Origin of the sequence: Kribbella sp. NPDC023972 (assembly GCF_040639075.1) — a bacterium.
Classification (GTDB): Bacteria; Actinomycetota; Actinomycetes; order Propionibacteriales; family Kribbellaceae; genus Kribbella.
In genome coordinates this window covers 419,836-440,636 of sequence record NZ_JBEZZH010000006.1, presented here as the reverse complement: position 1 = coordinate 440,636, position 20,801 = coordinate 419,836, and the positions used below count along the sequence as shown (strand labels likewise).

Genomic DNA, 20,801 nt, shown 5'->3' with positions numbered 1-20,801 from the left:
CATGCCGACTGCTCTGGTACGACGTCCCAGCCCGCGCCTCGCCGACGGTCTCGTCACCCATATCGAACGCACCCGGGTCGATGCCGACCTCGCCGTACGTCAGTGGCAGCGGTACGTCGACGCCCTCGAGACCACCGGCTGGACGACGGTCGAGGTACCGCCGATCGACGAGTGCCCGGACGGCGTCTTCATCGAGGACACGATGGTCGTGTACGGCGACCTCGCGGTGATCGCCCGCTCGGGCGCGCAGGAGCGCCGACCCGAAGCTGAGGCGGCCGAGCGGTCCGTGGCCGCGCAGGGGTACCGCGTCATCCACCTCACCGAACCCGGGACGCTCGACGGCGGCGACATCCTCAAGATCGGCTCGACCGTGTACGCCGGGCTCGGCGGCCGGACCAACGAGGAAGGCATCCGCCAACTGGCCGAGGCGTTCGAGCCGCTCGGGGCGACCGTGCGGGCTGTGCCCGTGCGCAAGGTGCTGCATCTGAAGTCCGCTGTGACCGCACTCCCAGATGGCACAGTCATCGGGTACGAGCCGCTGGTCGACGACCCGCAGGCGTTCGACGCCTTCAAAGCCGTCCCCGAGGAGTCCGGGTCGCACGTCGTACTGCTGGGTGAGGACCGGCTGCTGATGGCGGCGTCCGCACCGAAGTCCGCCGAGTTGTTCGAGCAGCTCGGTTATGCGCCGGTGGTCGTCGACATCAGCGAGTTCGAGAAGCTCGAAGGCTGTGTCACCTGCTTGTCGGTGCGACTGCGTCGTTGAGCAGCCGGCGCGCGGTCTCCGCCGCCTGGACATCCCGCTTCTTCCCACGGGACTCGGCGACACCGCACGCCTCCACCAGCGCCGTGCGGTAGACAGTCGTGTCCGGGTGAGTGGCGCCGAGTGCGATCTCCGCATCGCCGACGGTCCGGGCCAACGTCTCGATGGCCGGCGCGATCTCACCGCCGTCCAGGAGCGCACGGCCGAGGGCCGCGCGATCCCGCAGCAGTTGCGGGTCGTGCCGATCGAGCTCCTGCTCGTCCACGGCGACGATGTTCGCGAGCAGCTTCGCCTCGGAGCGGACACCGCCGACCATCAACCTGGCGCCGGTGACCGCCTCGGTCGCCGCGCGGGTCAGCTCGTGATCCGGCCCGAACACCTCCACCAGTTGAGGTGTCACCAACTCGAACCACGCGATCGCCCGGCCGTAGTTCCCGGTCGCGAGCAGACCCTGCGCCACCCGCAGCCGGACGCGCAACGTGGCCGGGTCGTCGGCCGGTAGCGCCTTCTCCCGATCGGCCAGTGCCGCCTGGTAGCAGGGCAACGCCCGACCTGGCTCGTGATCGTTCCAGTACGCCTCGGCCATTTGGTACGCCGGATCGCCGTCGAGCTCAGCGTGGTCGGTCACCGGCGCACGACGTACGACGGTCTGCGCCGGCTGGTCGACCACCTTGCGGCCGATGTAGCTTCGCCCTCCGGTCGGGATGATCCGGAACCGGCCGATCTTCGACACCGGGATCCACAGGAAGGTGGCGTACAGCGTCCGGACCGACGAGCCACAGTTCTCACACACGTCGCGGTGGCCGTAGAGGCGGCTCCCGGTCCCGGCCGGGCCGGCCGCGTCGGGTGCGCGCCAGGCGATCGACGACGCGGTACAGGGCGCGCAGAACGGGTAGACCCCGCGCCGTTCCTCACTCATTCGGCCCATTGTGGTCATCGAGGGGTTCGTTGTCGTCTTCCGCTGCGCCGATGACCACTTTTGCCAGCGCGGGATCGTCGACGGCGAAGGTCCGCACCGGCCCGGGCGGCGTGTCCGCGGTCTCGAAGCGGACGGTCACCCGGCCGCGACCTGACCCCCACACCCAGCCGTGGCCGTAGTCCGGATGGCTGACGTCCTGGCCGGGGTAGAAGCCGGTGAGGTCGCGGGTACGCTCGGGCAACTCGATCACCTCGGGCGGCTTCTCGGCGTACTCGCTCTCGGTGAAGAGGTCGTCCTGGATCCAGTCGGCCAGTGACGAGACGCCTACACCGAGCAACCGGATACCGCCGGAGATATCACTCTCCTCGAGCAGCCGGCGCGCGACCCGGGCGACGACTCGTGGGTCGTCGGTCGGCCCCGCCAACGTGGACGACCGGGTATGAGTGGTGAAGTCGTGCATACGGGTCTTCACCGTCACGGTCCGGCCGGACAGCTGTGCCTTCTGCAGGCGCTCCGCGACCCGGTGAGCCATCCGGTCGGCGATCGCGGCGAGCAGCGAGCGGTCGACGATATCGGTCTCGAAGGTGTCCTCGACACTGACCGACTTGGTCTCGCGATCGCTCACCACCGGACGGTCGTCGGCCGCGATCGCCAGCCGGTGCAGGCTCGAGCCGTGCGCGGACCCGACCTGCCTGATCAGCTCAGCCTCGTCGAGCTGCTGCAGATCGGCGACCGTCCGTACGCCGGCCATGCTCAACCGCTGCGCGGTCGCCGGACCGACACCCGGGATCACCGTCACCTGCATCGGCGCGAGGAACTCCGCCTCCGTCCCCGGCGGCACGACGACCACGCCGTCCGGCTTGTCGAGGTCACTGGCGATCTTCGCGATCAGCTTCGACGTACCGGCGCCGACCGAGGCGGTGAGACCACCACTGGCCTTGCGGATCGCGTCCTTCAGGTCGAGCGCGATCGCGTGCACGTCCTCGACCGTGAGCCCGGTCAGCCCGGCCGCGGACAGGTCCACGAACGCCTCGTCCAGTGACAGCGGCTCGACCAGCGGAGACAGCGCCCGCATCTGGGCCATCACCGCCTGACTCGTCCGCCGGTACACCTCGAACCGGGTCCCGAGGTACGCCGCGTGCGGGCAGCGGGATCGTGCTTCCGCGGTCGACATGGCCGACCGCACGCCGTACTTGCGTGCCTCGTACGACGCTGTCGACACGACGCCGCGCACGCCGATGCCGCCCACCACGACCGGTTTCCCGCGCAGCGACGGTTTGTCCCGCTGCTCGACGGCCGCGAAAAACGCGTCCAGATCGACATGCAGCACCGACGGATCCCCTCGCACGCCACCAGTGTCGCCGGTTGCGCCGACAAAACCGGGTACCGGTCAGGCAGACTGAGGCGTACGTCGTACCCCGCACGCTCCGACTGGGAGGCGCAGATGGGTGAGGAAGTCGACCGGGTTGAGTTCACCCGGGCGGACCGGACCGCGTTCCGCAACCAGGTCCATCGCAACCTGGACGCGTTCGCACGGATGTTGCGCGAGGCCCGGTTCGCCCCCGAACGACCGATGACGGGGATCGAGATCGAGCTGAACCTGGTCGACGAGCACTGCGACCCGGCGTTCAAGAACTCCGAGGTGCTGAGCGCGATCGAGGACGACGCGTTCCAGACCGAGCTCGGGCAGTTCAACATCGAGATCAACGTGCCGCCCGGCCAGATCGACGGCATCGGCCTGGACACGATGGAGTCGAACATCCGCGACAGCCTGAACGCGGCCGAGGAGAAAGCGGCCCGGACCGGCTCGTCGATGGTGATCGTCGGGATCCTTCCGACGCTGATGACCGACCACATCCACCGCGAGGCGCTCAGCACGAACCCTCGCTACGCGTTGCTGAACGACCAGATCTTCGCCGCCCGCGGTGAGGACGTGCAGATCGCGATCGACGGTATCGAGCGGCTGGCGGTGACGGCGGACAGCATCGTCCCGGAAGCGGCGTGCACGTCGACGCAGTTCCACCTGCAGGTCACGCCGGAGGCCTTCCCGCGGTACTGGAACGCGGCCCAGGCGATCTCCGGTGTGCAACTCGCGGTCGGGGCGAACTCGCCGTTCCTGTTCGGCAAGGAGCTGATGCGGGAGACCCGGATCGCGTTGTTCGAGCAGGCCGCCGACACCCGCACGCACGAACTGAAGACGCAGGGCGTCCGGCCGCGGGTCTGGTTCGGCGAGCGATGGATCACCTCGATCTTCGACCTGTTCGAGGAGAACTCGCGCTACTACCCGGCCCTGCTGCCGGTCACCTCGGACGAGGATCCGATCGCCGTTCTCGATCGCGGCGACACACCGGCCCTTTCGGAGTTGCGGCTGCACAACGGGACGATCTATCGCTGGAACCGTCCCGTGTACGACGTTGTCCGGGAGAAGCCGCATCTTCGGGTGGAGAATCGCGTGCTGCCGGCCGGCCCGACGGTCGTCGACACGATCGCCAACGGCGCCTTCTACTTCGGCCTGGTCCGCGCCCTCGCCGACGACGAACGGCCGATCTGGTCGCAGATGTCGTTCAGCGCGGCCGAGGAGAACTTCCACGAAGCCGCCCGGCACGGCATCGACGCGGAGGTCTTCTGGCCGGGTGTCGGTACCGCCCGCGCGACCGAACTCGTGCTGAGACGCCTGCTGCCCTTGGCGTCTCGCGGCCTGGACGCCTGGGGTGTCGACACCGCGGTGCGTGATCGCCTGCTCGGCATCATCGAGCAACGGTGTCTGACCAACCGCAACGGCGCCGCGTGGCAGGCCGATGAGTTTCATCGACTGTATACAAAGGGATCCCACGGTCGACGCGACGCCTTGCGCGGCATGCTGCGCCGGTACTGCGGTCACATGCACGAGAACACGCCCGTACACGAGTGGCCGATCGACTGAACTGAACCGGTTAGTCAGCCCGACAACGAAGGACAGCCGAAGGTCACGCACCGTCGGTCTCCAGGCGGAACTCCGGTCAGCCGGACGGAACTGCTGCGCGCTTGCCCAAGGCAACTTGGATGACGAGTTCGATAACGACCCGGACTACAGGGGTGGCGCGTTGGGTGACAGCCCTGCAAAGGTGTGGCCACCGGAAGGTTAGAGAGTCCCGTCGCGGGTAGTACTCGGGCACTGGCGTGGCTGCCACCACGGTGGCCATGGCAGTGGTGGAGTACTACCCGTACGACGATCAGCCGTCCGTCACCGTCGCGACACAACAGGTCCAAATGCAGCGGATGCCGACCACGGTCGGGAGCAGTATCGTTCGGAACGGGTCGACACGACACCCGGAGGTGAGGCAGGGCGATGACGACCATCGTCGTGGGTTACGTGCCGAAGGCCGAGGGCCGTGCAGCCCTTCGGCGGGCGGCGGAGGAGGCGACGCTTCGTGACGCCAAGCTCGTGGTGGTGAACTCACACCGGGGCGGACGTGGCTTCGACAGCGACGAGGCCGCGGCGAGTGACGCCGCATTGACGGAGGTACGGGAGCAGCTCGACTCGACCGGCGTGCCCTACGAGGTGCGGCAGCTGGTGCGTGGACTCGATCCGGCGGAGGACCTGGTGGCCGTCGCCGAGCAGGTGCACGCGGAGTTCATCGTGATCGGCCTTCGGCGCCGGTCCCCGGTCGGCAAGCTCATCCTCGGCAGCAACGCCCAGCGGGTGCTGCTCGACGCTCCGTGTCCGGTGCTGGCCGTGAAGGCCGAGGAAGGGGAGGACTGAGGTGACTTCGACACGCAGCAAGAAGCTGTGCCTCGCACAGCAGCCCGACGCCGACGAGATGCTGAGCAGAGATCCGTTCGCCCTGCTGGTGGGTATGCTGCTCGATCAGCAGATTCCGATGGAGCGGGCGTTCGCCGGTCCGGTCTCGATCGCGAAGCGGATGAACGGCCCGTTCGATCCGTCCACGGTCGCGCACTACGACCCGGACGCGTTCGTCGAAGTCGTGGCCGGCCCACCGGCCGTGCACCGGTTCCCGACCGCGATGGCGGCCCGGATCCAGACCCTGGCCAAACACCTCGACGAGGAGTACGGCGGTAACGCTTCGGCGCTCTGGTCCGATGTCAAGTCAGGGGACGACCTGCTGGCCAGGTTGTCGGCCCTGCCGGGCTTCGGCGCGCAGAAGGCGAAGATCTTCGTCGCCCTGCTCGGCAAGCAGCTCAAGGTCCGCCCGCGCGGCTGGCGCGAGGCCTCCGAGCCGTACGGCGAGGACGGCGCGTACAAGTCGGTCGCGGACGTGATCGACGTGGCGTCGTTGGTGAAGGTGAGGCAGTTCAAGCAGGAGCAGCAAATGGTCCAGCAGCGGGTGGTCGCCCGGCCGCTGCGGCGGACCCGCAACGGCTGAGGACGCCGAACGCGTTTAGGTGAACGTTGAAGTGCTCAGGCCCCTACCGGTGCGGGAACGCCCGTCCGGCAGGGGCCTGAGCACGTGTTCGGGGGGTCGTGGCGCGCTTGGGCTTGGTCCGCGGATTACAATGTAGTGTTGCCGCCGCCTGACCAGCGAGCAGGCCGCGGACAGCCGTACCCAGAACCTGCATCACCAGCACCATCAACGTCGTACCGCCGTATTACAAACCCTGCGTCAGACGAGAGGTAATTCGTGTCGTCCAGCTCGTCCGAGAATCTTCCCGCCGAGTCAGCCCGGGCAGTGGCCGCCACCGCCCGCAGCACGGCTCCGAGGACCAGCGCCCGAGTGACCGACCCTGCTGCCAAGAAGGCGGCAGTGAAGAAGGCCGCGGCCAAGCCCGCCGGCACCAAGGAGGACGGTATCCCCGCGAAGAAGGCCGCCGCCGCGAAGAAGTCGTCGCCGGCGAAGAAGGCCGTCCCTGGAAAAGTCACTGAGGCCGGGCTGTCGATCGACCCCAAGACCGGCAAGCCGCGGTCGCTGGAGGAGGTCGACGAGGCCGACTTCAAGCCCGAGGCGGTCCAGACGCTGGAGAAGGAGCTCACCGAGGACGAGGGCTTCGTGGTCTCCGAGGCCGACGAGACCGACGAGCCCGAGCAGCAGGTGATGGTCGCCGGTGCCACCGCGGACCCGGTGAAGGACTACCTGAAGCAGATCGGCAAGGTCCCGCTGCTGAACGCCGAGCAGGAGGTCGAGCTCGCCAAGCGGATCGAGGCCGGCCTGTTCGCCGAGGAGCAGCTCAGCGACGAGAGCGCCAAGCTCAAGGACAAGGTCCGCGACGAGTACGACTGGATCTCCGAGGACGGGCGCCGGGCGAAGAACCACCTGCTGGAGGCCAACCTGCGCCTGGTGGTGTCGTTGGCCAAGCGCTACACCGGTCGCGGCATGCTGTTCCTGGATCTGATCCAGGAGGGCAACCTGGGTCTGATCCGCGCGGTGGAGAAGTTCGACTACACCAAGGGCTACAAGTTCTCGACGTACGCCACCTGGTGGATCCGGCAGGCGATCACCCGCGCGATGGCCGACCAGGCCCGGACCATCCGGATCCCGGTGCACATGGTCGAGGTGATCAACAAGCTGGCCCGGGTGCAGCGGCAGATGCTGCAGGACCTCGGTCGCGAACCCACTCCGGAAGAGCTCGCCAAGGAGCTCGACATGACCCCGGAGAAGGTCATCGAGGTGCAGAAGTACGGCCGCGAGCCGATCTCGCTGCACACCCCGCTCGGTGAGGACGGCGACTCCGAGTTCGGCGACCTGATCGAGGACTCCGAGGCGATCGTGCCGGCCGAGGCGGTCTCGTTCACGCTGCTGCAGGAGCAGCTGCACGCGGTGCTGGACACGCTGTCCGAGCGCGAGGCGGGTGTCGTCTCGATGCGCTTCGGCCTGACCGACGGCCAGCCGAAGACACTCGACGAGATCGGCAAGGTGTACGGCGTGACCCGGGAACGGATCCGCCAGATCGAGTCCAAGACGATGTCGAAACTCCGCCACCCGTCCCGCTCGCAGGTACTGCGGGACTACCTGGACTGATCGCATGGGACAGATGGTCGCCGGCCTCGTTGCGCTGGTGATCCCTGTCCTGGATACGGCTTCACTGGCCGCCGCCGTGTTCACGGCGGCGGCCTTGCTGTTCACGCTTGTCCTGGTCGCCCGTCAGTCCGCTCCGGCGTCCACCCCGCTGCTGGCCCGGGCGACCTCATCGGTCCGCCACCGGGCGGAGCGGGCCGCCTTCCTCCGCCTCCGCGACCCTGACGCCGCGGGACGTCCACGCCCCCGAGCACCCGGACGGTAGCGCGCTCTTCCGCTACCTGTCCCTGCTCACCTCGTGGAGTCTTGCTGTGCCTTCCTTCCTGGAGGCACCGGTCGCCGGTGCCTATCACCTGATCTCTTCCCTCGTCACCATCCTCGAACCGCTGACCGACGCGTACGCCGCCGTGGTCGCGATCGTCCTGTGCACCCTCGCCGTACGCCTGCTGTTGCTACCGCTGAGCATCCGGGCTCATCGCGGCCTGCGGGCACGCGCGACCCTCATGCCGCAGCTGAAGGCGATCACCGAGCGCCATCGGGGCAATCCGGAGCGTCTGCAGCGGGAGATTGCCAAGTTGCAGGCGGAATCGGGGACGACGCTGTTCGCCGGCTTCCTGCCGACGCTCGCGCAGTTGCCGTTCTTCTGGTTGATGTACTCGCTGTTCTCCCGCGCGGTCGTGGCGGGGGAGTCGAACCAGCTGATCAGCGGCAGCCTGCTCGGTGCGCCGCTCGGTCAGCACTGGCCGATCCTGACCGGGACGCCGGCGTTCCTCGCGCTCGCCGTACTGCTCACGGCGGTTGCCTGGTTCTCGGCGCGGCTGCAGCTTCGTCAGCTCGACGACACGGCGACGCCGCTGACCCGCCGGCTCGCCCGGATCCTTCCGTTCGGAACCTTGGCGACGGCGGCGTTCGTACCACTCGCGGCCGGGTTGTACCTGCTCACCACGACGACCTGGACGCTCGTCGAGCGCGCGATCCTGCAGCGCTGAGTTCGTTGCCTTCGGCTACGGTCAGCGGAGGCGTGCCTCCAGGCCGTCGAGGATCCGGGTGAGGCCGTAGGAGAAGGCGTCCTCGGATCCTGCTTCCAGGTCGACGTCACCGTAGGCGGCGTACAGGGCACGCATCTGGGGGTAGGGCTCCGCCGCGGCGAGGGCGGCGGGCCACACCGCCGCACGCCATTCCTGCATGTCCTTGCCGCTGCGTTTCAGCTGGGTCACTGTCGCCGCCTCGATGGAGGCGATGCCGATGACGTAGCCGAGCACGGTCTGGGAGGCTTGGTCGGCCTCGATCAGCTCGAAACCGGCGGTGGTGTAGACGCCGAGCATCGCGTCCGACACGCGCATCAGATTCGGCCCGAGGTAGTTCATGCCGACGTTGGCGAGGGTGCTGGCCATCCAGGGGTGGCGCACGATCATCGACCGCAGGCTGCGCGCCGAGGACTCCGCGGCCGCCCGCCACTGCCCTGGGTCGGTCACCTCGGGTACGTCGATCTCGCCGTACACCTCGTCGACGACGAGCTCGAGCAGCTCATCCTTGTTCGCGACGTGCCAGTAGACGGCGGTGGCCACCGCGCCGAGCGCCGCACCGAGCTTGCGCATGGTGAGGGCTTCCAGCCCTTCGGCGTCGAGCAGCTTGATCGCTTCGGCGACGATCTGCTCCTGGCTGAGCGCGGGCTGCTCCCGCCGGCGGCCACGCTTGGGCCGGGTCCAGACGGACGTGAACTCCTCGGTCGGCATCGACTACCTCCTTGTCGGCCCTCAGCCTAGCGCATTTCCTGAACACTGTGCAGGAGTTGACGAGCGTTCAATTCTCACTGCACACTGTTCAAGCAAGCTGCACACCGTTCAATTACAACTTCTGAGGAGGTGCGTGATGACTGCTCGTCATCCGCGTCGATGGCTGATTCTGATCGCGCTCTGCCTGAGCACCCTGGTCCTGGTGCTGGACAACGGTGTGCTGACGGTGGCCATCCCGGTGCTGACCGAGGACCTGGGCGCCACCGCCCAGGAGATCCAGTGGATCCTGGCCAGCTACATCCTGGTCTTCGCCGGCCTGCTGCTCACCGCGGGTAGCCTGTCCGACCGGTACGGCCGCAAGAAGGTGATGATCACCGGCCTGGCCATCTTCGGTGTTGCCTCACTCGTCGCGACGTACGCCGGCAGCCCGGAGCTGCTGATCGCCGGCCGGGTGCTGATGGGGATCGGCGGCGCGGTGGTGATGCCGAGCACGCTGTCGATCATGATCACCGTCTTCGATGACGAGGAGCGCCGCAAGGCGATGTCGATCTGGAGCTCGGTGCTGATGGTCGGGCTGATCGGCGGTCCGGTGCTGGGCGGTGCGCTGATCGCCAAGTTCTGGTGGGGTTCGGTCTTCCTGATCAATGTGCCGGTGGTCGTGATCGCGATCGCCGCGGCGGTCATCTGGATGCCGGAGTCGAAGAGTGCGTGGCGCAAGCCGGACCCGGTCGGTGCGGTGCTGTCGATGGTCGGCCTGGTCTCGCTGGTGTGGGTGATCATCGAGCTGCCCGAGCGCGGAATCTCCTGGCCGATGCTCGTGGTTGCCGTCGCCGGCCTGACCGCGTTCGTCGTCTGGGAGCTGCGGACGCCGGTGCCGATGGTTCCGCTGCAGCTGTTCCGTGACCGCAACTTCAGTGGCGGCAGCCTCTCACTCGTGCTGGTCCAGATCGGCAACGGCGGCCTGATCCTGGCGCTGACGCAGTACCTGCAGTTCGTCCTCGGCTACACGCCCACCAAGGCCGGCCTCGCGCTGATCCCGATGGCGGTCGCGGTGATCCTGGTCAACGGCATCGGCGTGGCCCTCGGTCAGAAGATCGGCAACCGGCCGATGACCGTGGCCGGTCTGGTCGTCCTGGCCGGTGGCTTCGCGCTGATGTCGACGCTGTCCGCCGACGACGGATTCGGCATGGTGGCCGTCGCGCTACTGGTCATCGGTGCGGGCGGCGGTCTGGCCCAGCCGGCCGCGACCGCCGCGCTGATGGGAGCCGTACCGCAGGAGCACGCAGGCGTCGGCTCCGCGCTGAACGACACCGTCCAGCAGGCGGGTGCGGCGCTCGGCATCGCGATCCTCGGCAGTGCACTGGCCGGCAACTTCACCGCCAAGATGCCCGACAGCACGCCTGAGGCGGCCCGCGGGTCCATCGGTGAGGCGCTTGCCGTCGCTGGCAGCACCGGCGACCACGGTCTCGCAGACATCGCCCGGACCACCTTCGCCCAGGCGATGTCGGGCACGTTCGTGGCCGGCACGATCGCCGTCCTCGGCTCCGCGGTCCTCGCCTTCGTCCTGCTCCGCGACAAGAAGAAGCCCACGGACGCCGGCACCGACTCCGACTCCGGCGACGCCCTCGTCACCACCTACTGACAGGGGAGTGGACCGTCCAGCAGGTCTTGCGTGGCCGGCGGATTGGTTGCCGGTAGCCCCTATCGGCGGACGGTCTGCCGGATCGGGCTGGATGGTACCGGCCGGCCTAGGCGGAAGTGGTGAGGGCGGCGATGATCGGGCCGGCGGCGGACCCGAGCCAGGTCTGGCGAGCGTTGATCTTCTCGCCGACGCCCTCGTCCCACATCCGCTGCCAGCCGCCGCCCAGGGTTTCGGCGCGGTACTTCATCAGGTGCCAGGCCCGCTCGTTCAGCGCGATTGCCAGGTCCATCAGCCGGAGCCGGTCGGCTTGAGAGAGGCCGTAGGCGTCGGCGATGAGCCGGCAGCGGCGCGGCCGGTCCAGGCCGCGCATCGCCGGGTCGAGATCCTCGTCGCCGCCGAATGGGGCCCACCACAGCATCAGGTTGACCACCTCCCGGGCGCGGCTGGCCGGGCGGGCGAGATCGAAGTCGATCAGGGCGAACGCCCGGCCGTCGCGGAAGACGACGTTCTCCGGGGTGATGTCCTGATGGCCGATGAGCTCCGGTGGGTCGTCCAGTTCGGGCAGGCCGGGCGGCTCGACCGGCGGCGGCAGATCGGTGGGGATGCCGAAACTCGCGGCCGCGTCGTCGTAGGCGCGGACCAGGTGAGCGACAGAGATCATCCGGTCCTCGTCCGCGATCCAGTCCGGCCGTGGCCGGCCGGCGACCTCGCCGTCGATGTACGTGAGCACCTCGCGCCCGGCCGAATCCACCCCGAGGAAACGCGGCGCGCCCTCGAACCCGACCGACTCCAGATGTCGCAGCAGCGCCCGGACCATGACGGCGCGCTCACCGGGCGGCCGCCGTACCGTCTCACCGATCCGGACCAGGCCCTCGGTCACGTCACCGCCCATGAGCGGCATCTCCTCACCGTCGTCGGTCCAGGTCCGCACGCGTTCCCCATTCCACTGCATCAAACGATTTGTCCTCACAAACCCGACGGTCACGATAGCGTGGTTGGCGCGCTCACCTGTGCCTTCGTCGTCGGCCGTGCGGACCCGCTGCCCGCCCTCGATCGCACACCAGCAAAGTGTTGAGCTAGCGACTCAGGGGCAGGTGGACGGTGAAGGTCGCGCCGTGCGGAGCGGTGTCGGTGACGGTTACATGTCCGCGGTGTGCGGCGACCAGCGCTGCCACGATCGACAGCCCGAGTCCGGAGCCGCCGGTGCCCCGGGTGCGAGCCGAGTCGGCCCGGTAGAAGCGTTCGAAGACGCGCGCCTTCTGCTCGTCGGTCAGGCCGTGGCCGGTGTCGCTCACCTCGAGGATCGCCTCGCCGCCGCGAGTGCCGACAGACACCGTGATCGGTGCATCCGTCGGCGTGTGGTGGAGCGCGTTGCTGACCAGATTGCCGAGCACCTGGCGCAGGCGTGCCTCGTCACCCGCGACCACGGGAGCTTCGGAGCCCGGCAAGATCTTCAGCGAGATGTCTCGGTCCGGCTGCACGGCGTGGGCGTTGTGCAGCGCGTCTGCCGCGACCGGTAGCAGGTCGACAGGTTCCATCCTCAGCGGTCGTTGCTGATCCAGCCGGGCCAGGAGCAGCAGGTCATCGACGAGCAGGCCCATTCGCTTCGCCTCGTCCTCGATCCGCCGCATGATGTCCGGATCGGCCGAACCGCCGCGCTGCCGGCTGAGTTCCGCGAAGCCGCGGATCGAGGTCAACGGCGTCCGCAGCTCGTGCGAGGCATCCGCGACGAACCGTCGCATCCGGTCCTCGGACTGCCTGGCCGCCTCCTCCGACCGCCGGGCCGCGAACTCCGACGCGGTCCGCTGGGCGAACGCGGTCTCGATCTGCCCGAGCATCTGGTTCAGCGCGAGCGACAACCGTCCGACCTCGGTCCGCGGATCCCGCTGCGGGACTCGCTGGCTCAGGTGCCCGCCCGCGATCGCGACGGCCGTCTGTTCGACGTCCTCGAGCCCGCGCAGACTTCGCCGTACGACGTAAGTCCCCAAGCCGGCCAGCAACACCAGCAGGACCACCGCGGCCGCCGCCTGGACACCGATCAGCCGCTGGATGGTCCGATCCATGTCGCCGAGGCTCTGAGCCACCATCACGGACCCGGTGCCGTTGTTGAGCGGTATCGCCACCACGCGCCAGGTCGCGTCGCCGGAGACGGCGTCGGTGTTGAACGGCTTGCCGTCGAGCGCGCGGACCTGGTTGAGGTTGAGCTTCGGCAGGTTCGGCAGCGGATCGGTCTCGGCCAGCGGTGCCCGGAACGGCGAGTCGTCAGGAGTGCCTTCGGAGTCGTTGAACTGCACGACGATGAGGCTCGGGAGTGGGCGGTTGCGGCCGGGAGCGGGCCGGGGTGGGCGGTTGGTGGAGCTGTCCTGCTGGAAGGCGGCAGCGGTCTTCGTCAGCTGCGTGTCGACGCGGTCGACCAGGTAGCCGCGCATGATCGTGGTGGCCAGCACACCGGAGGCGAGCAGGGCCAGCGCCACCAGCGTCAGCAGGACGACGACGATCGTGACGCGCAAGGGATACCGGTCGGTGAAGCGCCGGTGGGTCAGCAGCATCAGTTGGGGCCTCGGGGGGTGCGGAGTACATAGCCGACCCCGCGGACGGTGTGGAGCAGCTTCTGGTCGCCGGTGTCGACCTTACGGCGCAGGTACGACATGTACGACTCCACCACCCCTGCGTCGCCGGCGAAGTCGTAGTTCCAGACCGCGGACAGGATCTGGCCCTTCGACATCACCCGCTCGGCGTTCTCCAGCAGGCAGCGCAGCAGCTTGAACTCGGTGAGCGACAGCTGGACCGCCTGACCGGCCTTGAACACCTCGTAGCTGTCCTCATTCAGCTCCAGGTCGGCATAGCGCAGTACGGCGGCCTCGGTGGTGGTCTGCTCGCGGTGACCGGACCGGCGGAGCAGGGCACGGACCCTGGCGACCAACTCGTCCAGGCTGAACGGCTTGGTGACGTAGTCGTCTCCGCCGGTCTGCAGGCCGAGCACCTTGTCCTCGACCGCGTCGCGTGCGGTGAGGAAGAGCACCGGCACGTGCCGGTGCTCACCGCGCAGGCGGCGCACCACCTCGAAACCGTCCAGGCCGGGCATCATCACGTCCAGCACGACCAGGTCGGGTTCCACCTCCCGGGCCTTGCGCAGTGCCTCGGCGCCGTGGGTCGCCGTGGTCACCTCGTACCCGGCGAAGCGCAGACTCGCGGACAGCAACTCGACGATGTTCGGCTCGTCGTCGACCACCAGCAGATGCCCGCTCATCCGCGTCCTCGCTTCGCTCCGGGCGCGGATGAGGCACGAGGGGCGCTGTGCTTGACGATGATCTCGCTTCGCTCGCTCATGCCCTCAGTCTGCCGTCCCTACCCGTGGGCAACCTGGAAGGTTCCTGGCAATCGGCTGTGAGTCGTCCCGAGCTCACCGCGGACCGCGGCCGAACCCCCACTTCTCGCCCGCTGCCTTGCGAACGGTGCCGTCGCTGACCGAGGTGGCGGTGGCCTTGCCGTCGGCGACCACGGCGAACACGGTGACCTTGTTCCCGGTCTTCACGTCGTCGATCCCGTCCCGGGCAGCATTCACCAAGGTGTCCTCGGTCAGCGTGTAGGTCCGGCTGTAGCCGTCCTCGCTCTTCACCGTGATCGACTCCTTGCTGACGGCGGTGACCTCGCCGCGCTGCGTGGCGACGGTCTGGTAGCTGCCGTCGTCCTTCTTGACGACGAACTCGCCGTGCAGCGCGCCGCCGAGACCGAACATGCCGCGGTGCGGGCCCTTGCCCGGCTTGTCCGCCTTGTCGGGCTTGCCCGGCTTGTCCGGCTTGTCCGGCGTGGCGGAGGGGGTGGTGGACGGTGAGGCCGACGGTGTCGGGGTGGGGTCCGCGCTGCTGGTCGCCCACGCGACGCCGCCCGCCACGGTGATCGCCACCACCGCCGCGGCCGTCCCGGCCAGGCGCCAGCGGTTGTCGATGAGCTTCTGGTACGACGCCATGTCGAGTGCCTTCCGTATTGCGTACCAAGCAGAGCACCTGGCACTGCACTTCCCAGCCTGCCCCACCAACCTTGGACTACGCTCCAATGCGGCTGAGAAAACCCTGGCAATCGGGTGAGCACAGGGCGTCACCGGCCCTTGAAGGTGTCTCGCGGCGAGGGCCGGCTCGCCGGCCGGCCCTCGCCACGAGGTACTAGCTGCCTGCCTGCGCACCGTCGAGCAGAGAAACCCCGGTGTCACCGCCGACGAGGCACGGCAGGGCCCGGGCTACTTCGTGCCAGGCGTGGCGCTGCTCCCGGTTTCGGGCTCGGCGGTGCTGCCGGAGCCCGGCTTACCTTGCCTCGGGCCGCCCTGGGGGCGGTTGGCGCCGTCGTCGATAGCGGTGGCGGTGGCGGTCTCGCCGGAGACCACAGCTCGGACCCGGACTGTCTCCCCGGTGGTGATGTCGGCGATCTTGCCGGTGCGGTTCACCTTGGTGTCCGCGTCGACCGGGTAGGTCCGGGTGTAGCCGTCGGCGCTCTTGACCGTGATCGACGTACTGCTGACGGCCGTCACCTCGCCCTTCTGGGTTGCGATGGTCTCGTAGCCGCCGCCGTTCTTCGCGGTGACGAACTCGCCGTGCAACGCGTCACCGAACATCCCGGCGCCGCGCGGGCCAGGTCCCTTGTCCTGCTGGGGTGCGGTCTGCTGTGACGGCGAGGTGGAGGGTGCCGGGGTGTTGTCGCCCGTGGCCGCCCACGCGACGCCGCCGGTGACGGTGGTCGCCGCCACCGCGGCGACCGTGCCGTCCGCCCGCCAGCGGTTGTCGATGAGCTTCTGGTGCAACGCCATACTGTCGTGCCTTCCGTTGCGCGCCGGGCAGGTGCCCGGCGCTGGTCCTTCCCACCGTGACCGACGGACCTGGCACGAACGTTGGACGGCACTGCGAAAACGCTGGCAATCGGCGCGCTGCGTAGCGTGACCAGCTCTCAGACGAGGAACAGTACGGCGACCAGCCAGACCGCGGCCGCCAGCGACGTACCGATGAACTCGATCAGGATCGACAGGCCGGTGGCCCGGAGCGCGTGTTTGGTCGACGTCCAGGCGTCCGCGTGCGTGCCGAGGCGCTGCCGCTCGGACAGGTAGACGCCGAGCGGGAAGCCGACGAACATGCCGACCACCGGGATCACGAAGAACCCGACGATGCCGAGCAGGACACCGACGAACATGGATCGCCGGGGGACGCCGGATTCGCGGAGCCGTCGCTCCGGGACGATGTACTTCACCACCTGGCTGGCGCCGATCAGGACGACCGCGGCGGCCAGCACGGTCCAGCCGGTCGCGCTCTGCACCTCCAGCGCCCAGACGAGGATCGCCGCCAGGCTCAGGAGCGCGCCGGGCAGCACCGGGATGACGATGCCCAGGATCCCGACGAAGATCGCCACCCCGACCAGGAACGTCGCAACACTGTTCACTGGACACACTCTGCCTGAAACCCGGCCCTCTAGGGTGGAGTTATGCCTCAGCTCCACGAACTGGTCACCGCACTTGCTGCTCCCTGGGTGGTGCTTTCGCCGCGCTCCGGTCAGCTCACCGGCACCGGCGCGGAGGGGGTGTACGCGCGGGACCGGCGGATCCTGTCCCGGCTGAGTGTCACGATCGACGGCGTACCACCGGTCCCGATCCACGCGGTCGAGCACACCGCCGCGACGCACGAGTACGTCGCCGTGGTCGAGGGACTGGGCGACTCCAACCGCCACGACCCGACCGTGATGCTGTACCGCACCCGCGAGGTCAGCACAGACGGCATGACCGAGCGGATCAGGCTCGTCAACAGCTCACGCGCGACGGTCGAGTGCCGGCTGGATGTTGCCCTGGGCACCGATCTTGCCGGGACAGCCGCGGTACGCAGCGAAGCGGCGGCGGTCCTGCCCGAGCTCAGCCCTGGGTACGACGGCCCGGCCCGGCTGCACTGGGACAACTCCGGGACCCGGGTGACGGTCCGCCTCGACCCCGGTGTGACCGCGAGACCGCGGCTCGAGCCGGGCGAGGAGTTCACCCTCACCCTGCAGGTCACCGCCGAGTTCCCGAAGCCGACGACCGGCTTCAGCATCGACCCGCCGGCGCGCCGGCAGCCGTACGAGTTCGGCATCTACTGCGACGACAAGCGGGTGGAGCGCTGGGTCAACCGATCGCTTGCCGACGTGCAGGGCCTCCAGCTCGCGGCCGGCGACGACCGTTACCTCGGCGCCGGACCGCCGTGGTACCTGACCCTCTTCGGCCGCGACTCGCTGATCTCGTCCGGCATGCTCATCCCGGTCGACCCCGAGTTGGCCGCGGGCACCCTCCGCGCACTCGCCGCCTGGCAGGGCGCCAAAGTCGACCCAGGCTCGGCCGAGCAACCTGGCAAGATCCCGCACGAGCTTCGCGCCGAGGCGGCCGATCACGGCGGCGGCCTGGTCCTTCCGGCCGCGTACTACGGCACCCACGACGCGACCCAGCTCTGGATCACCACCCTGCACAAGGCCTGGCGCTGGGGCATGCCCGCCGCCGAAGTCCGTGACCTGCTGCCGAACCTCAGCCGCGCCCTCACCTGGATGAAGGAGTACGCCGACCCGGACGACGACGGCTTCCTCGAGTACGTCGACGAGTCCGGCCACGGCCTGGCCAACCAGGGCTGGAAGGACTCGGTCGACGCCGTGCAGTGGCCGGACGGCACGATCGCCACCGCGCCGATCGCGTTGTGCGAGGTCCAGGGCTACGCGTACGCCGCAGCCGTCCAGGGAGCCGAGTTGCTCGAGGCCCACGGCGAGTCCGGCGACGAGTGGCGCGAGTGGGCGGCCGCCCTGCAGGAGCGGTTCCGCAGCGCGTTCTGGGTCGACGGCTATCCAGCCATCGCCCTCGACGGCGAGAAGAACCCGGTCGCGGGCCGGGCGTCCAACATGGGACACCTGCTCGGCACCGGGCTGCTGGACGCCGAGGAGGAGTTGGCGGTCGCCGACGTCCTGAGCGGCGAAGACCTGGACAGCGGCTTCGGGCTGCGAACGTTGTCCACGGCAATGACCCGCTTCAACCCACTCGGTTACCACACCGGCAGCGTCTGGCCGCACGACACCGCGATGGCGATCCAAGGCCTGTACGCGACCGGGCAGTCCTTGCGCGCATCGTCGTACGTCGACGGCCTGATCCGCGCAGCGGAGGCGTTCGGCTACCGGCTGCCCGAGTTGTACGGCGGCCGCGGAACACTGGAGGAGTCGACGCCGACGCCGTACCCGTTGTCATGTCGCCCACAGGCCTGGGCGGCCGCCTCAGCGATCGCGGTCGTGGTCGCGGCACTCGGGATCGAACCGGACGTCCCGGGCGGGACGCTCGTCCTCAACCCCGCCGACGCGATGCCGTGGGAGTCCCTCAAGGTGACCGGCCTCCGCCTGGGCGCCGACCGGCTGTCGCTCCACTGGGACTCGGGCAAACTGACCGTGCTGGAGGCCCCGGAGGGTATCCAGCACGTATCACCTGTCTTCAGACCGTGAGTACGGCGGCAGCCGCCAGCGCCAGGTAGACGGCGGCGACGATCCGGTTGCGCGTGCGGCTCGTCGTACGCACCGAGCGGACCCGGCGGCCGATCGCGTCGGCGCCGACGGCGTAGCAGAGGTCGAGCGTGAGTCCGATGACGAGGGCGCCGATGCCGAGCAGCAGCATCTCCGTACGCAACTGGTCGGGTCCCGCGCCGCGGCTGGTGAACTGGGGGAGGAAGGCCAGGAAGAACAGGGCCGCTTTCGGGTTGAGCAGGTTGACCACGACACCATCGCGGAAGACTCGTCCGAGGGGCGCGGGCGGGACATCGCCAGCGGCCTCTGTCACGGGTGCCATGAGCATCTTCACGCCGAGGTAGGCCAGGTAGAGGGCACCGACCAGAGTGATGGCGGTGAACATCACCGGGGACGCCTTGACCACGGTCGCCAGGCCCAGCGCCGCGACGACGATGTAGACCAGCGTGCCGGTCTCGATCGCGAGCGCGGAGACCACCCCGGCCCGGCGGCCCTGGGTGAGACTGCGGAGCGAGATGTAGAGATTGTTCGGCCCCGGCATCCCCACCAGCACCACCGTCGCACTGGCGAATCCCAGCAGCTGCGCGATCCCCATCGAACTTCTCCCTCTCGAACTGGACTGCCTTCTGGTACTAGCCTGGCGGCGCGAGAAGCAGTCCACCCGAGCCAATAAGAGGAGAAGTGGACCGTTCTGGAGATGCGGCTGTGCTGGCGGATCTGATCGGCGGGCGGCTGGCCGGCCGGGGAGGCGGCGGCCTGTATCGCCGGCTGGCCGACGCGATCGCCGCCCTGATCGGCTCGGCCGAGCTTCCGGTCGGCGCGCGCCTGCCCGCCGAGCGCCGTCTCGCCGAGGCCTTGGCGGTCAGTCGTGCCACCGTCGTCGCGGCGTACGACGAACTCCGCGCCCGTGGACTGGTGGAGAGCCGCCGGGGGAGCGGTACGACGGTCGCCCGCGCGGCGAGCCGGGGTCGTTCACGAGCGGACAAGCGGATGCCGGCCGGGTACGGCGAGTCGCTCTTCCACCGGATCGCGGTCGGACCGGGGGAGGTCATCTCGCTCACGTACGCCGTCGATCCCGGGATGCCGGAACTGGCTGCCGAACTGATTGAACTGGCGACCAGCGACCTACCCGCACTGCTGGACGACGTCGGGTATCACCCGCGGGGACTCCAGGTGCTGCGGGAGCGGATCGCCGAGCACTTCGACGAGTCCGGCCTGCCGACATCACCCGACGAGATCGTTGTCACCACTGGTGCCCATCAGGCGATTGCGTTGGTGACCCAGATGTATCTGCGCACCGGAGCGGCTGTGGTCATCGAGCAGCCCAGTTGGCCCGGCTGCTTCGATCTGTTCGGCGCTGCTGGCGGGCGGGTGGTCGGCGTACCGCTGGATGACACCGGGATCCGGCCGGACCTGCTGACGGCTGCGTTCACCGAGCACCAGCCGGCCATGCTGTTCGTGATGCCGACGTTCCACAACCCGACCGGGCGGTTGATGTCGGCGAACCGGCGGCGGCAGGTGGCTGAGCTGGCAGCCAAGCACGGGGTCGTGGTGGTGGAGGACAACGCGTACTCGGCCTGGGACCCGTCCGGGCCGGCCATCCCGCCGCCGCTGGCGGCGTACGCGCCGGACGGCGGTGAGGTGCTGACAATCGGGTCTGTGTCGAAGGCGGTGTGGGGTGGGCTGCGGATCGGGTGGATCCGGGCGTCGCGGCCGCTCGCGGAGAGGCTGGCGCGGCACAAGGCGCTGGCCGATCTCGGCAGCCCGGTGATCGACCAGGCCCTCACGGCTCGGTTGCTGCCGCGGTTGACGGAGCTGACGTCGGCGCGGGCGCGGGTCGCGACGGCGCGGCGGAAGCTGATGGGTCAGTTGCTGACCGAGCGACTGCCGGAGTGGGAGTGGTCGGAGCCCGAGGGTGGGTCGGCGTTGTGGATCCGGCTGCCGGAGACCGACGCACGGGTGTTTGCGCAGGTCGCACTGCGGCACGGCGTCGAGGTGGTCGCCGGCCGCTCGATGGATCCGACCGGTCGGCACGATGATCATCTGCGGGTGCCGTTCGCGTATCCGGAGCCGGTCCTGGACGACGCGGTCGCCCGGCTCGCCCGCGCCTGGCAGGAACTCCGCCGGCACGGCCCGCCGCCCGACGTACCCATGGTCTGAACACCTGAAGGATGGCGGTCACCCTCGGGTGACCGCACCCCCCAGTTTTCTTCCCCGAGGCATGAAGGATGGCGGTCACCCTTGGGGTGACCGCCATCAAAGCCTCTATGACTTTGGCGCCTTCGTTGGCGCGTTT

At 69.0% G+C, this 20,801-nt stretch carries 20 protein-coding genes; 10 read left to right on the top strand and 10 right to left on the bottom strand.

The genetic code is table 11. The annotated features are described in order from the left end of the window. Window position 1: 1 nt before the first annotated feature. Entirely contained in the window at window positions 2-763 is a 762-nt protein-coding gene (gene ddaH, locus AB0F43_RS25495; RefSeq protein WP_360481626.1) for a dimethylargininase, read from the top strand. Here the strand turns inward: ddaH and AB0F43_RS25490 are convergent. Further along, the gene (locus AB0F43_RS25490; protein WP_360481623.1) at window positions 732-1,679 is read right to left on the bottom strand and encodes a tetratricopeptide repeat protein; all 948 of its coding nucleotides are present in this window, start codon (window positions 1,677-1,679) and stop codon (window positions 732-734) included. The two genes, ddaH and AB0F43_RS25490, sit on opposite strands and share 32 nt — an antisense overlap. Beyond that, window positions 1,672-3,027 carry a DNA polymerase IV gene (locus AB0F43_RS25485; protein WP_360481620.1) on the bottom strand — a complete coding sequence of 452 codons (1,356 nt, stop codon included), beginning with the start codon at window positions 3,025-3,027 and terminating at the stop codon, window positions 1,672-1,674. The genes AB0F43_RS25490 and AB0F43_RS25485 overlap by 8 nt, the downstream gene beginning before the upstream one ends. 96 nt (window positions 3,028-3,123) lie before the next feature. Between AB0F43_RS25485 and AB0F43_RS25480 the strand changes: the two genes are divergently transcribed. The 6 genes from AB0F43_RS25480 (at window position 3,124) to yidC (ending at window position 8,619) form a co-directional block, all read left to right on the top strand. Next, on the top strand, window positions 3,124-4,602 hold the full coding sequence (locus AB0F43_RS25480) for a glutamate--cysteine ligase (RefSeq protein ID WP_360481617.1): 1,479 nt from the start codon (window positions 3,124-3,126) through the stop codon (window positions 4,600-4,602). 405 nt (window positions 4,603-5,007) lie between these two features. Further along, a complete protein-coding gene (locus tag AB0F43_RS25475) occupies window positions 5,008-5,421 on the top strand; it encodes a universal stress protein (RefSeq protein WP_360481614.1) in 414 nt (137 codons plus the stop codon). Between the two features lies 1 nt (window position 5,422). Further along, a complete protein-coding gene (locus tag AB0F43_RS25470; RefSeq protein ID WP_360481612.1) occupies window positions 5,423-6,043 on the top strand; it encodes an HhH-GPD-type base excision DNA repair protein in 621 nt (206 codons plus the stop codon). Window positions 6,044-6,298: 255 nt separating this feature from the next. After that, window positions 6,299-7,633: an RNA polymerase sigma factor gene (locus AB0F43_RS25465; protein WP_360481609.1), complete on the top strand. Its 1,335-nt coding sequence runs from the start codon at window positions 6,299-6,301 to the stop codon at window positions 7,631-7,633. A 4-nt stretch (window positions 7,634-7,637) separates the two neighbouring features. Then, window positions 7,638-7,895, top strand: coding sequence for a DUF6412 domain-containing protein (locus tag AB0F43_RS25460; protein ID WP_360481606.1), 258 nt, complete (start codon window positions 7,638-7,640; stop codon window positions 7,893-7,895). 46 nt (window positions 7,896-7,941) lie between these two features. Further along, entirely contained in the window at window positions 7,942-8,619 is a 678-nt protein-coding gene (gene yidC, locus AB0F43_RS25455) for a membrane protein insertase YidC (RefSeq protein WP_360481603.1), read from the top strand. A 21-nt stretch (window positions 8,620-8,640) separates the two neighbouring features. Here the strand turns inward: yidC and AB0F43_RS25450 are convergent, their stop codons facing one another. Beyond that, the gene (locus AB0F43_RS25450) at window positions 8,641-9,366 is read right to left on the bottom strand and encodes a TetR/AcrR family transcriptional regulator (protein ID WP_360481600.1); all 726 of its coding nucleotides are present in this window, start codon (window positions 9,364-9,366) and stop codon (window positions 8,641-8,643) included. A 136-nt stretch (window positions 9,367-9,502) separates the two neighbouring features. On the opposite strand from AB0F43_RS25450, the gene AB0F43_RS25445 reads away from it, so the two are divergent. Beyond that, window positions 9,503-11,008 (top strand): MFS transporter, encoded by a 1,506-nt coding sequence (locus AB0F43_RS25445; RefSeq protein WP_360481597.1) that lies wholly within the window; start codon window positions 9,503-9,505, stop codon window positions 11,006-11,008. Window positions 11,009-11,114: 106 nt separating this feature from the next. Here the strand turns inward: AB0F43_RS25445 and AB0F43_RS25440 are convergent, their stop codons facing one another. The 6 genes from AB0F43_RS25440 to AB0F43_RS25415 form a co-directional block, all read right to left on the bottom strand. After that, on the bottom strand, window positions 11,115-11,960 hold the full coding sequence (locus tag AB0F43_RS25440; RefSeq protein WP_360481594.1) for a phosphotransferase: 846 nt from the start codon (window positions 11,958-11,960) through the stop codon (window positions 11,115-11,117). A gap of 124 nt (window positions 11,961-12,084) precedes the next feature. After that, window positions 12,085-13,557, bottom strand: a complete 1,473-nt coding sequence (locus tag AB0F43_RS25435; protein ID WP_360481591.1) for a HAMP domain-containing sensor histidine kinase — start codon at window positions 13,555-13,557, stop codon at window positions 12,085-12,087. After that, window positions 13,557-14,258, bottom strand: coding sequence for a response regulator transcription factor (locus tag AB0F43_RS25430; protein ID WP_360481588.1), 702 nt, complete (start codon window positions 14,256-14,258; stop codon window positions 13,557-13,559). The genes AB0F43_RS25435 and AB0F43_RS25430 overlap by 1 nt, the downstream gene beginning before the upstream one ends. A gap of 153 nt (window positions 14,259-14,411) precedes the next feature. Then, on the bottom strand, window positions 14,412-14,978 hold the full coding sequence (locus tag AB0F43_RS25425; protein ID WP_360481585.1) for a hypothetical protein: 567 nt from the start codon (window positions 14,976-14,978) through the stop codon (window positions 14,412-14,414). Between the two features lie 267 nt (window positions 14,979-15,245). Next, complete coding sequence (locus AB0F43_RS25420; protein WP_360481582.1) at window positions 15,246-15,809, bottom strand: hypothetical protein; 564 nt, start codon at window positions 15,807-15,809, stop codon at window positions 15,246-15,248. Between the two features lie 137 nt (window positions 15,810-15,946). Next, window positions 15,947-16,432, bottom strand: a complete 486-nt coding sequence (locus AB0F43_RS25415) for a DUF456 domain-containing protein (RefSeq protein ID WP_360481579.1) — start codon at window positions 16,430-16,432, stop codon at window positions 15,947-15,949. Window positions 16,433-16,474: 42 nt separating this feature from the next. On the opposite strand from AB0F43_RS25415, the gene AB0F43_RS25410 reads away from it, so the two are divergent. Next, complete coding sequence (locus AB0F43_RS25410) at window positions 16,475-18,487, top strand: glycogen debranching N-terminal domain-containing protein (protein ID WP_360481576.1); 2,013 nt, start codon at window positions 16,475-16,477, stop codon at window positions 18,485-18,487. Here AB0F43_RS25410 and AB0F43_RS25405 read toward each other — a convergent pair. Next, a complete protein-coding gene (locus AB0F43_RS25405) occupies window positions 18,477-19,100 on the bottom strand; it encodes a LysE family translocator (RefSeq protein WP_360481573.1) in 624 nt (207 codons plus the stop codon). The genes AB0F43_RS25410 and AB0F43_RS25405 overlap by 11 nt on opposite strands. An 86-nt stretch (window positions 19,101-19,186) precedes the next feature. On the opposite strand from AB0F43_RS25405, the gene AB0F43_RS25400 reads away from it, so the two are divergent. Beyond that, window positions 19,187-20,665: a PLP-dependent aminotransferase family protein gene (locus AB0F43_RS25400; RefSeq protein WP_360481570.1), complete on the top strand. Its 1,479-nt coding sequence runs from the start codon at window positions 19,187-19,189 to the stop codon at window positions 20,663-20,665. Window positions 20,666-20,801 lie beyond the last annotated feature (136 nt).

Excerpts from the sequence above, each read along its gene's own strand:
- AB0F43_RS25460 (WP_360481606.1), top strand. The coding sequence starts at position 7,638 with ATGGGACAGATGGTCGCCGGCCTCGTTGCGCTGGTGATCCCTGTCCTG.
- AB0F43_RS25410 (WP_360481576.1), top strand. The coding sequence starts at position 16,475 with ATGCCTCAGCTCCACGAACTGGTCACCGCACTTGCTGCTCCCTGGGTG.
- AB0F43_RS25425 (WP_360481585.1), bottom strand. The coding sequence starts at position 14,978 with ATGGCGTCGTACCAGAAGCTCATCGACAACCGCTGGCGCCTGGCCGGG.
- AB0F43_RS25490 (WP_360481623.1), bottom strand. The coding sequence starts at position 1,679 with ATGAGTGAGGAACGGCGCGGGGTCTACCCGTTCTGCGCGCCCTGTACC.
- AB0F43_RS25405 (WP_360481573.1), bottom strand. The coding sequence starts at position 19,100 with ATGGGGATCGCGCAGCTGCTGGGATTCGCCAGTGCGACGGTGGTGCTG.
- AB0F43_RS25475 (WP_360481614.1), top strand. The coding sequence starts at position 5,008 with ATGACGACCATCGTCGTGGGTTACGTGCCGAAGGCCGAGGGCCGTGCA.
- AB0F43_RS25420 (WP_360481582.1), bottom strand. The coding sequence starts at position 15,809 with ATGGCGTTGCACCAGAAGCTCATCGACAACCGCTGGCGGGCGGACGGC.
- AB0F43_RS25480 (WP_360481617.1), top strand. The coding sequence starts at position 3,124 with ATGGGTGAGGAAGTCGACCGGGTTGAGTTCACCCGGGCGGACCGGACC.
- AB0F43_RS25450 (WP_360481600.1), bottom strand. The coding sequence starts at position 9,366 with ATGCCGACCGAGGAGTTCACGTCCGTCTGGACCCGGCCCAAGCGTGGC.
- ddaH (WP_360481626.1), top strand. The coding sequence starts at position 2 with ATGCCGACTGCTCTGGTACGACGTCCCAGCCCGCGCCTCGCCGACGGT.
- AB0F43_RS25440 (WP_360481594.1), bottom strand. The coding sequence starts at position 11,960 with ATGCAGTGGAATGGGGAACGCGTGCGGACCTGGACCGACGACGGTGAG.
- AB0F43_RS25430 (WP_360481588.1), bottom strand. The coding sequence starts at position 14,258 with ATGAGCGGGCATCTGCTGGTGGTCGACGACGAGCCGAACATCGTCGAG.
- AB0F43_RS25435 (WP_360481591.1), bottom strand. The coding sequence starts at position 13,557 with ATGCTGCTGACCCACCGGCGCTTCACCGACCGGTATCCCTTGCGCGTC.
- AB0F43_RS25445 (WP_360481597.1), top strand. The coding sequence starts at position 9,503 with ATGACTGCTCGTCATCCGCGTCGATGGCTGATTCTGATCGCGCTCTGC.